Annotated in this window: 10 protein-coding genes and 1 tRNA gene; 3 read left to right on the forward strand and 8 right to left on the reverse strand. The window is 53.5% G+C overall.

Annotated features, from left to right (window positions below; all coding sequences use genetic code 11):
• Positions 1–77 precede the first annotated feature (77 nt).
• Complete coding sequence (ilvY, locus tag OGY19_RS09985) at positions 78–968, forward strand: HTH-type transcriptional activator IlvY (RefSeq protein WP_048214055.1); 891 nt, start codon at positions 78–80, stop codon at positions 966–968.
• 86 nt (positions 969–1054) lie between these two features.
• On the opposite strand, the gene ilvA is transcribed toward ilvY, so the two are convergent.
• The 6 genes from ilvA to ilvL all read right to left on the reverse strand — a co-directional run bounded on the left by ilvA (position 1055) and on the right by ilvL (position 7607).
• Positions 1055–2599 carry a threonine ammonia-lyase, biosynthetic gene (gene ilvA / locus OGY19_RS09990; RefSeq protein ID WP_061068785.1) on the reverse strand — a complete coding sequence of 515 codons (1545 nt, stop codon included), beginning with the start codon at positions 2597–2599 and terminating at the stop codon, positions 1055–1057.
• A 5-nt stretch (positions 2600–2604) separates the two neighbouring features.
• Complete coding sequence (ilvD, locus tag OGY19_RS09995; RefSeq protein WP_003844609.1) at positions 2605–4455, reverse strand: dihydroxy-acid dehydratase; 1851 nt, start codon at positions 4453–4455, stop codon at positions 2605–2607.
• Between the two features lie 60 nt (positions 4456–4515).
• Complete coding sequence (locus OGY19_RS10000) at positions 4516–5445, reverse strand: branched-chain amino acid transaminase (protein WP_003018014.1); 930 nt, start codon at positions 5443–5445, stop codon at positions 4516–4518.
• Between the two features lie 17 nt (positions 5446–5462).
• Entirely contained in the window at positions 5463–5726 is a 264-nt protein-coding gene (gene ilvM, locus OGY19_RS10005; protein ID WP_003018017.1) for an acetolactate synthase 2 small subunit, read from the reverse strand.
• A complete protein-coding gene (gene ilvG, locus OGY19_RS10010) occupies positions 5723–7369 on the reverse strand; it encodes an acetolactate synthase 2 catalytic subunit (RefSeq protein WP_115601248.1) in 1647 nt (548 codons plus the stop codon). Before ilvG ends, ilvM begins: the two co-directional genes overlap by 4 nt.
• Positions 7370–7508: 139 nt before the next feature.
• Positions 7509–7607 carry an ilv operon leader peptide gene (ilvL, locus tag OGY19_RS10015; protein WP_001311244.1) on the reverse strand — a complete coding sequence of 33 codons (99 nt, stop codon included), beginning with the start codon at positions 7605–7607 and terminating at the stop codon, positions 7509–7511.
• Between the two features lie 352 nt (positions 7608–7959).
• On the opposite strand from ilvL, the gene OGY19_RS10020 reads away from it, so the two are divergent.
• Positions 7960–9480 carry a YifB family Mg chelatase-like AAA ATPase gene (locus tag OGY19_RS10020; RefSeq protein WP_115601249.1) on the forward strand — a complete coding sequence of 507 codons (1521 nt, stop codon included), beginning with the start codon at positions 7960–7962 and terminating at the stop codon, positions 9478–9480.
• A gap of 24 nt (positions 9481–9504) precedes the next feature.
• On the opposite strand, the gene maoP is transcribed toward OGY19_RS10020, so the two are convergent.
• Positions 9505–9843 (reverse strand): macrodomain Ori organization protein MaoP, encoded by a 339-nt coding sequence (maoP, locus tag OGY19_RS10025; RefSeq protein WP_003018025.1) that lies wholly within the window; start codon positions 9841–9843, stop codon positions 9505–9507.
• 106 nt (positions 9844–9949) lie between these two features.
• Here maoP and hdfR point away from each other — a divergent pair, with 106 nt between their 5' ends.
• Entirely contained in the window at positions 9950–10795 is an 846-nt protein-coding gene (gene hdfR, locus OGY19_RS10030; protein ID WP_286596416.1) for an HTH-type transcriptional regulator HdfR, read from the forward strand.
• Positions 10796–10897: 102 nt separating this feature from the next.
• Here the strand turns inward: hdfR and OGY19_RS10035 are convergent.
• Positions 10898–10973, reverse strand: a tRNA-Trp gene (locus OGY19_RS10035).
• Between the last annotated feature and the right edge of the window lie 125 nt (positions 10974–11098).

Here is an 11098-nt window from a genome sequence, read left to right on the forward strand (position 1 = left end):
GAAATTTATTGCGGAAATTGATATATTCACAACGTCACGTTGCAATTTCTGCAATATAAAAAGAGGGAGTGGAATCTGTGGATTTACGCGATTTGAAAATGTTCCTGCATCTGGCGGAAAGCCGCCATTTTGGCCGCAGCGCGCGGGCGATGCACGTCAGCCCCTCCACGCTCTCCCGGCAAATTCAGCGTCTTGAAGAAGACCTCGGCCAGCCGCTGTTTGTCCGCGATAACCGCACGGTGACGCTCACCGAAGCCGGTGAGGAGCTGCGCGTGTTTGCCCAGCAGACGCTGCTGCAGTATCAGCAATTACGCCATACCATTGATCAACAAGGACCGTCGTTGTCCGGTGAACTGCATATATTCTGCTCAGTGACTGCCGCCTACAGCCATTTACCACCGATCCTCGACCGCTTCCGCGCCGAGCATCCGTCGGTGGAAATCAAGCTCACCACCGGTGACGCGGCTGATGCAATGGAAAAAGTCGTCACCGGCGAGGCCGATCTGGCAATTGCCGGTAAGCCCGAGACACTGCCCGGCGCGGTGGCATTTTCCATGCTGGAGAATCTGGCTGTGGTATTGATAGCGCCAGCACTGCCCTGCCCGGTGCGCAACCAGATTTCGGTGGATGAGCCAGACTGGTCAACGGTGCCGTTTATCATGGCCGACCAGGGGCCGGTGCGCCGCCGCATTGAGCTGTGGTTCCGGCGCAATAAAATCAGCAACCCGTCGATTTACGCCACCGTGGGCGGCCACGAGGCGATGGTGTCGATGGTGGCGCTGGGCTGCGGCGTAGCATTGTTGCCAGAAGTGGTGCTGGAGAATAGCCCGGAGCCGGTACGTAACCGCGTGATGATTCTGGAACGTAGCGACGAAAAAACACCGTTCGAGCTGGGCGTATGCGCACAAAAAAAGCGGCTGCATGAGCCGCTTATTGATGCTTTCTGGAAGATATTGCCAAATCACTAGCCGCCGAACGGCGGCGCAAGCACCTTAACCGGCAGAGAGTCAGGGCGCAGGCCTGACAGGCGCAGTGCCGTCAGGCTCCCCAAACATTACCCCGCGAGAAAAAAACGAAACGCCGGGTTATGTGTTTCATCATGACAGTCATAGCCCAGTTCATTTAGTCGCGTTTCGAAATCAGGTTCATGTTCACCCAGTTCAAATGCTGCCAGAACACGGCCGTAGTCAGTTCCATGACTGCGATAGTGGAACAATGAAATATTCCAGTGCGTCCCCAGAGTATGCAGAAACTTCAGCAGCGCCCCCGGCGATTCCGGGAATTCGAAGCTGAACAGTCGCTCCTGCAAGGGTTTTGACGGACGTCCACCGACCATATAGCGCACGTGCAGCTTCGCCATTTCGTCGTCGGACAGATCCACCACACTGTAGCCGCCGTCGCTAAGCAACTGGAGGATTTCTTTACGTTCTTCCAGACCACGGCTCAGGCGTACGCCGACAAAAATGCAGGCATCTTTGGCATCAGCAAAACGGTAGTTAAACTCAGTAACCGAGCGCCCACCCAGCAGTTGGCAAAATTTCAGGAAGCTGCCCTTCTCTTCCGGGATGGTCACCGCCAGCAGCGCTTCGCGCTGTTCCCCCAATTCACAGCGTTCAGACACGTAGCGCAGGCCATGGAAGTTAACGTTCGCACCGGACAGCACATGTGCCAGTCGTTCACCGCGAATATTGTGCTGGGCGATGTATTTTTTCATTCCCGCCAGCGCCAGCGCGCCCGATGGCTCAGCCACGGCTCGCACATCTTCAAACAGGTCTTTCATCGCTGCGCAAATAGCATCGCTATCAACGGTGATAATGTCGTCGAGGTATTCCTGGCACAGACGGAAGGTTTCATCACCAATGCGTTTGACCGCCACGCCTTCAGCAAAAAGACCGACGCGCGGGAGATCAACCGGATGACCGGCATCCAGCGCCGCTTTCAGGCAGGCGGAATCTTCAGCTTCAACGGCGATCACTTTGATCTGCGGCATCAGCTGTTTAATCAACACCGCCACGCCCGCCGCCAGACCGCCGCCGCCCACCGGGACAAAAACACGGTCAAGGTGAGCATCCTGCTGCAGTAACTCCAGCGCCAGCGTGCCCTGCCCGGCAATCACCATCGGATGATCAAACGGTGGAACCCAGGTAAAACCCTGCTGCTGCGATAGCTCAATCGCTTTGGCTTTGGCTTCATCAAAATTCGCGCCATGCAGCAGCACTTCTCCGCCGAAGCCGCGCACGGCATCAACTTTGATATCGGCAGTAGCCGTTGGCATGACAATCAGTGCCTTCACGCCTAGTCGTGCAGAAGAGAACGCGACGCCCTGGGCATGATTACCCGCCGATGCGGTGATGACCCCATGCGCTTTTTGCTCTTCGGTCAGGCCCGCCATCATGGCGTAGGCTCCGCGCAGCTTGAAGCTATGAACGGGTTGACGGTCTTCGCGCTTCACCAGAATGACGTTATCGAGGCGCGAAGAGAGCTTGTCCATTTTTTGTAGCGGCGTTACCTGCGCCGCTTCGTAGACCGGCGCACGCAATACCGCTCTGAGATACTCGGCGCCCTCAGGAGCGCCAGATAGAGGTTGTGAATCCGCCATGGTCATTATCCCCCGAGTTTCGACTTATCGCGCACCGCGCCTTTGTCGGCGCTGGTTGCCAGACTGGCGTAGGCGCGCAGCGCAAAGGAGACCTGGCGCTGACGATCTTTAGGCGTCCAGGCTTTGTCACCGCGTGCTTCCTGTGCTTCACGACGCGCAGCGATTTCCGCATCGCTCAACTGCAGTTGAATACCACGATTCGGGATATCGATAGCAATCATGTCGCCATCTTCGATAATCGCGATATTACCGCCGCTGGCCGCTTCCGGGGAAACGTGGCCGATAGACAGGCCGGATGTGCCGCCGGAGAAACGGCCATCTGTTATCAGCGCACAGGCCTTGCCGAGCCCCATCGATTTCAGGAAGGTGGTTGGGTAGAGCATTTCCTGCATACCTGGCCCGCCTTTCGGCCCTTCGTAGCGAATCACCACCACGTCGCCCGCCACCACTTTGCCGCCAAGGATCGCCTCAACCGCGTCATCCTGGCTTTCGTACACTTTCGCCGGGCCAGTAAATTTCAGGATGCTGTCATCCACACCTGCGGTTTTCACAATACAGCCGTTTTCCGCGAAGTTACCGTACAGGACTGCCAGACCGCCATCTTTGCTGTAAGCATGTTCCAGCGAACGGATACAGCCTTCGGCGCGATCGTCATCCAGCGTGTCCCAGCGGCAGTCCTGCGAGAACGCCTGAGTGGTACGGATGCCCGCCGGGCCAGCGCGGAACATCTTTTTCACCGCGTCATCTTTGGTCAGCATCACGTCATACCGATCGAGCGTTTGCGGCAGCGTCAGCCCCAGCACGTTTTTCACGTCGCGGTTCAGCAGTCCGGCACGATCCAGTTCGCCTAAAATACCCAATACGCCGCCTGCGCGGTGCACATCTTCCATATGGTATTTCTGCGTGCTCGGCGCCACTTTACACAGCTGTGGGACTTTGCGGGACAGCTTGTCGATATCACTCATTGTGAAGTCGATTTCCGCTTCCTGCGCCGCCGCCAGCAGGTGCAGAACGGTGTTGGTGGAGCCACCCATGGCGATATCCAGCGTCATGGCATTCTCAAACGCCGCCTTGCTGGCAATGTTGCGCGGCAGCGCAGAAGCATCATCCTGCTCATAGTAGCGTTTAGTCAGCTCAACGATGCGTTTACCCGCGTTAAGGAACAGCGTTTTACGGTCGGCGTGAGTCGCCAGCAGCGAACCGTTACCCGGCTGCGATAAACCCAGCGCTTCGGTCAGACAGTTCATGGAGTTTGCGGTAAACATCCCGGAGCATGAGCCGCAGGTCGGGCAGGCGGAACGCTCAACCTGTTCGCTTTGTGAGTCAGAGACTTTCGGGTCCGCGCCCTGAATCATTGCATCAACCAGATCGAGCTTGATGATTTGGTCAGAGAGCTTGGTTTTCCCGGCTTCCATCGGGCCACCAGAAACAAAGATCACCGGAATGTTCAGACGCAGGGAGGCCATTAACATCCCCGGGGTGATTTTGTCGCAGTTGGAGATGCAGACCATCGCATCGGCGCAGTGGGCGTTAACCATGTACTCAACGGAGTCAGCGATCAGCTCGCGTGACGGCAGTGAATACAGCATGCCCCCGTGGCCCATGGCGATACCATCATCCACAGCAATGGTGTTGAACTCTTTCGCTACGCCGCCAGAGGCTTCGATTTGTTCGGCAACCAGCTTACCGAGATCGCGCAGATGGACATGGCCCGGCACAAACTGGGTAAAAGAGTTCACCACAGCGATAATAGGTTTACCGAAGTCATCATCGGTCATCCCGGTGGCGCGCCACAGTGCGCGGGCACCCGCCATATTACGGCCGTGGGTGGTGGTAGCAGAACGATACTTAGGCATGCTTGATTAACTCCCGTCTGTCTAATAATTGGGACGGTGCGTGCCGTCCCAAATTTATGTTTATTGATTAACCTGATCCAACCAGCCGTATTTATCTTCCGTTTCACCGGTGAAGAGACCAAAGAAGGCCTGCTGGATGCGTTTGGTGACAGGGCCGCAGCGGCCTTCGCCCACCTGAATACCATCGACGCTGCGTACGGGCGTGATTTCGGCCGCAGTACCGGACATAAACACTTCGTCGGCCAGGTACAGCGATTCACGGGACAGCACCTGCTCACGCACTTCGATATCGAGATCTTTCGCCAGCTTAATGATTGCGTCACGGGTGATACCTGGCAGCGCGGAGGAGGTAAACGGCGGGGTAAACAGAATGCCGTCTTTTACTTCAAACAGGTTTTCACCCGCGCCTTCAGAGATGTAACCATTCACATCCAGCGCAATACCTTCCTGGTAACCATGACGACGCGCTTCGCTACCCACCAGCAGCGAAGACAGATAGTTACCACCAGCCTTAGCAGCGGTAGGGATAGTGTTTGGCGCAACGCGGTTCCAGGAAGAAACCATCGCATCGATCCCCTGTTCCAGCGCTTCAGCACCAAGGTAAGCCCCCCACGGGAACGCGGCGATAATCACGTCGGTGGTGTAACCCGCTGGCGGGTTAACGCCCATCCCCACGTCGCCAACAAACACCAGCGGACGGATATAGGCGCTGGTCAGATTGTTTTTACGAATCACCTCACGGCAAGCTTCCATCAGCTCATCAACGCTCTGAGAAACGGGAAAACGATAGATCTTGGCTGAATCACGCAGACGCTGCATATGTTCGCGATGACGGAACACCACCGGCCCTTTGTGAGAATCGTAGCAACGGATGCCTTCAAATACAGAAGTACCGTAGTGCAGCGCGTGGGACATCACGTGAACCTTCGCGTCTTCCCAACGAATCATCTCGCCATTAGACCAAATGTAATCAGCTTTTTTCGTCGTCATTTTTCTTCCTTTTGCGCTCAGGCGCGGATTTGTTGTGATGTGGTTGTGCTCTGGCAGATGGCAACATGTGCAACGTCCACCAGTTTACTTAACTGACTAAACAGTAAGTCGACCGACCGGGGGCTGGCAACGGTCAATTCGATATTTATATTCTGCGCATCGCTGGCGGCTTCCATATTCATGGAGCACACCTGAAAACCACGATGGCGTACCACGCGTAAAACACGTTCTAACGTTTCCGGATTGAAACGAGCCTCAACGGCGACCTGATGTTGCATCATGATAATTTCTCCAGCATTTCTGAGTTGCTGGCACCTGGTGGTACCAGAGGCCAGACATTCTCAAGTTCGTCGATTGAGACATGAAGCAGGTATGGCCCCTCGCTGTTCAGCATGGTGTCGAGTGCCGCTTCAACCTGGTCTTTACGGGTGATGTGCTGACCAGGTATGCCGAAGGCGCTGGCCAACATGAGGAAATCGGGGTTATCGGTAAGGGTGGTTTCGCTATAACGTTCCTGGAAAAACAGCTGCTGCCATTGTCGCACCATGCCTAACCGCTGGTTGTCGAGTAAAACTATCTTCAGCGGCAACTGCTTGCGTTTTACGGTGCCGAGTTCCTGTACATTCATCATGAAGGAACCGTCACCGGAGATACAGATTACCGTATCGTTCGGGCGAGCAACCTGTGCGCCAACCGCGGCAGGTAAACCAAAGCCCATCGTACCCAAGCCGCTCGAGGTGATGAAATTTTCCGGGCGGGTATAGATCATATGCTGTGCAGACCACATCTGATGCTGGCCAACATCCGTCGTAACAACGCTATCCGCTGGTTTACGGTCCGACAGTTGTTTTAACAACAACGGTGCATAGATGGCCTCACCCGGATGGTCGTAGCGCCAGGCATGCTCTGCTCGCAGTTCTGCACTGTGCTGACGCCATTCGTCAATCTTCAACGTCTGCTGTAATGCCGGCAGCAGCGAATTTAAATCGCCCTGCAGGGCCACATGCGCCTGGCGCAGTTTGTTCATTTCTGCCGGGTCGATATCCATGTGGATCACGCTGGCGTTCGGTGCGAAAGTATTCAGCTTACCAGTCACCCGGTCATCAAAACGCGCGCCAACTGCAATCAGTAAATCACACTCTTGCACCGCGAAATTTGCCGCTTTAGTCCCGTGCATTCCCAACATGCCCAAATAGTAGGGGTAGTCGGCTTCTACTGCGCCCAAGCCTTTCAGCGTGCAGGCAACCGGCATTTGAGTAAGTGCAATAAACTCACGCAGGGCCGGAACCGCCTGCGCCATACCTACGCCGCCACCGACGTACAGGATCGGTTTTTGCGCCTGCGCCAGCATGTTACGCGCCTGCTCAACGTCAGCATGCGGGAAAGCCTCAACGTTTTCGACGGTGGTAAAATACGGCTCCAGCGTACCGCTGGCTAATTGGATGTCTTTCGGGATATCCACCAGAACCGGACCCGGGCGACCGGAATTCGCCACGGCGAAGGCCTCAGCCATGATGCGCGGCAGCTCTTCCAGTGACTGCACCAGGAAGCTGTGTTTGGTGCAGGACAGCGACATACCAAGCACGTCCACTTCCTGGAACGCATCCGTTCCGATGAAAGGTGATGCCACCTGGCCGGTGATCGCGACCACTGGAACAGAATCTAACAACGCATCGGCAAGTCCGGTGATCAGGTTGGTAGCACCAGGGCCGGAAGTGGCGATACAAACACCGGTTTTACCCGTTGCACGGGCATAACCAATCGCCGCCATCGCCGCACCCTGCTCGTGTCGGCACAACAGGTGCTCTACGCCGCCGTCATACAATGCATCGTAAACCGGCATAATTGCGCCACCGGGATAACCAAAGACGGTTTGAACCCCTTGTGCACGCAACGCATGTACCACCCACTGTGCCCCATTCATAGTTACATCCCCGCCGTAAATCTTGAGAAACAGAATTTTATGCTGTCGTTCACTTTCTGCTCCTCGTTTAAGTTTTTAAGGTCAAAAAAAACCCCCGGACCTTTCGGTGCGGGGGTCTTAGTTCGTTAAGGCTTGTTTTCTAAGCCTTTCCTCGTCCAAGTGCAGCCCCGCACGGTGGGATAATAATCACCACCACGCTAATCACGACCAGGCTAATCACTCGTAGAAGGGCTGTCATTTTTGTATTTTCTTGCATCTTGTTCGAAGGAATACCTAAAGAGTTACCATAGAATTTGCGAATAGCACAAGATATTTTTGTTTTCATTTTTCTGACGCCGTTAACGGTTTAGATAAATATCGTTGTTTTTTATACAAAAAATATAAAATGAAAATATTTCACGTTTCAGCGCATCAGCACCACCTGCGATCTCTTTCCTCGGCACACTTATACGCATTTGCGAGCGAGATTCCAGACATGGGGCAAGCAATTCCTGATTACACAAAAACACAGGAATAAGCGTCTAAAAACATCAATTATGCAGAATCTTGCTGATATCTATTGCGACATAATATTCCCATCAGGAGGGGTTATGTCACTATCGATTGTTCACACACGCGCCGCCCTCGGCGTGAATGCACCAGCCATTACCATCGAGGTACATATTAGTAATGGCCTGCCTGGTTTAACCATGGTGGGGTTACCTGAAACGACAGTGAAAGAGGCTCGCGATCGGGTACGCAGTGCAATTATTAATAGCGGGTATGAATTCCCGGCTAGGAAGATAACCATCAACCTGGCTCCGGCTGACCTCCCCAAAGAAGGGGGGCGATATGATTTACCTATCGCTGTTGCGCTTCTGGTCGCTTCTGAGCAGCTTACAACCCATAATCTCGACACCTATGAGCTGGTAGGCGAATTAGCGCTTACAGGCGCTTTACGCAGCGTTCCAGGCGCTATATCAAGCGCAACCGAAGCGATTCGTGCAGGCCGGAGAATCATTGTCGCTAAAGAGAATGCCGCAGAGGTTGGTCTAATACACGGCGAAGGGTGCCTGATTGCCGATCACCTGCAGGCGGTATGCGCATTCCTGGAAGGAAAGCATGATTTAGACAAACCGCAATCTGCAGACTTTACCGCCGAACCTTCACCAGAGGATCTCAGCGATGTTATCGGTCAGGAACAGGGTAAACGAGGGCTGGAGATCACCGCCGCTGGTGGTCACAACCTCCTGTTTATCGGCCCGCCAGGTACGGGCAAGACCATGCTGGCCAGCCGTCTCAGAGGACTGCTTCCTCCACTTAGCAACGATGAGGCGCTGGAAAGTGCAGCGATCCTCAGTCTGGTCAATTCCGATACGATACAAAAACAGTGGAAGCAACGCCCTTTTCGTTCTCCCCATCACAGTGCTTCATTAACCGCAATGGTCGGTGGAGGCTCTATTCCTGCGCCAGGCGAGATCTCCCTGGCGCATAACGGTATATTATTTCTGGATGAATTACCTGAGTTTGAGCGACGCACGCTGGATGCACTGCGCGAACCCATTGAGTCCGGGCAGATCCATCTATCCCGTACCAGAGCAAAAATAACCTATCCCGCGCGCTTTCAACTCATTGCTGCAATGAATCCAAGCCCGACAGGCCATTATCAGGGGAATCATAACCGCTGTACCCCAGAACAGACTCTGCGCTACCTCAATCGATTATCAGGTCCATTTCTTGACCGCTTTGACCTCTCCCTCGAAATTCCCTTACCGCCACCCGGCATACTCAGCCAGAGCGTAGTGAAAGGTGAAGATAGCGCAACGGTGAAGCAACGCGTCATCGCCGCACGAGAGCGTCAGTATCGGCGGCAAAATAAGTTAAATGCGTATCTGGACAGCCAGGATATCCATAAATTTTGCATGCTTCGCAGTGATGATGCGCACTGGCTTGAGGACACGTTAGCTCGTCTTGGATTGTCCATCCGCGCCTGGCTACGCCTGATAAAAGTCGCACGTACCATTGCGGATATTGAACAGTGCGACCATATCACCCGCCAGCACTTGCAGGAGGCCGTTGCTTATCGGGCGATAGACAGGTTATTAATTCACCTGCAGAAATTACTGGCATAAAAAAAGGGCTTACGCCCTTTTTTATTAATCATCAGATTCGGTGTAGTCTTCTGCACCTTCCACCTGAGGTTTCCCGCCAGACAGCGTGTGGAAGCGTTTTGGACGCTTAATGCGCGTCATGTATTTAGACCACACGCGTTCAGCTTCGGTAACTGGCTCACGTTCACCACGGCATACCGCAACAAACAATTTTTCTTCTTCAGTTACTGGCTCACGTTTACCCAGATCCAGCTCGTTGAAGGCATAGCCATGACGCTCAAGCAGCTGTGCCTCTTTAATGGTGAAATCACCATGACGGGAGAATCCGCGGGGGTAATATTTATTGTCGAAATATCGATTAGTCGTCGTAAAGCTTTCCGCCATCCTGCACGCTCCTAATTCTTTGGCCGAGCTATTTATGGCGCGGAGTATTAGTTACGCTTGACAGAGCGTCAAACAAAAGATTTAAATCATCACGACAAATAATTTTATGGAGCGCGTTGTGGATACGGAATTGTTAAAAACTTTCCTGGAAGTTAGCCGGACACGCCACTTTGGTCGGGCAGCTGAAGCGCTCTACCTGACCCAGTCGGCGGTGAGTTTTCGGATCAGACAACTGGAAAATCAACTGGGTGTGAACCTGTTCACCCGACACAGAAACAATATTCGTTTGACCGCTGCAGGTGAAAAATTATTGCCTTACGCAGAAACGCTGATGAATACATGGCAAGCAGCACGTAAGGAGGTCGCGAATACCTCACGGCACAACGAGTTTTCGATCGGTGCCAGTGCATCCCTTTGGGAATGCATGCTCAATGACTGGTTGCGGCGTTTATACCAATCTCAGGAGCCACAATCCAGCCTGCAGTTTGAAGCGAGGATCGCTCAGCGCCAGTCGCTAGTAAAGCAGCTCCATGAACGACAGCTGGATCTGTTAATTACGACCGAAACCCCAAAAATGGACGAATTTAGCAGCCAACTGTTGGGATATTTCACGCTGGCGCTCTATTGTAGCTCTCCATCGCAAACCAAAGATGAACTGAATTACCTACGCCTGGAATGGGGACCGGATTTTCAGCAGCACGAAGCGGGATTGATTGCTGGAGATGAAGTGCCGGTACTTACCACCAGTTCTGCAGAACTGGCAAGACAGCAACTTTCTGTAATTAAAGGGTTTAGTTGGCTTCCCGTCAGTTGGGCCAGAACCAAAAGCGATCTTCACACAGTTACTGACAGTACGACTCTTTCACGTCCGTTATATGCGGTTTGGCTGCAAAATAGCGACAAACATGCACTTATTCGCGATCTGCTGAAAACAAATATTTTGGAAGATTAATGAAAACGCTGGCAAGGATGCCGGGAAAAAATGAACTGGAAGATCCAGAATATGATGTTCAGGTAAAAAAAAATCCTTAGCAAGGATGCTAAGGATTGTTTCTGGCAGGGGCGGAGAGACTCGAACTCGCGACACCCGGTTTTGGAGACCGGTGCTCTACCAACTGAGCTACGCCCCTAAATTTTCTTATCATTAAGCCTGCTACTAAGCAGGCTTAATTTTCTAATAAGTGGCGGAACGGACGGGACTCGAACCCGCGACCCCCTGCGTGACAGGCAGGTATTCTAACCAACTGAACTACCG

The organism is Citrobacter sp. Cy070 (genome assembly GCF_030332245.1).
GTDB classification, from domain to species: Bacteria; Pseudomonadota; Gammaproteobacteria; order Enterobacterales; family Enterobacteriaceae; genus Citrobacter; species Citrobacter youngae.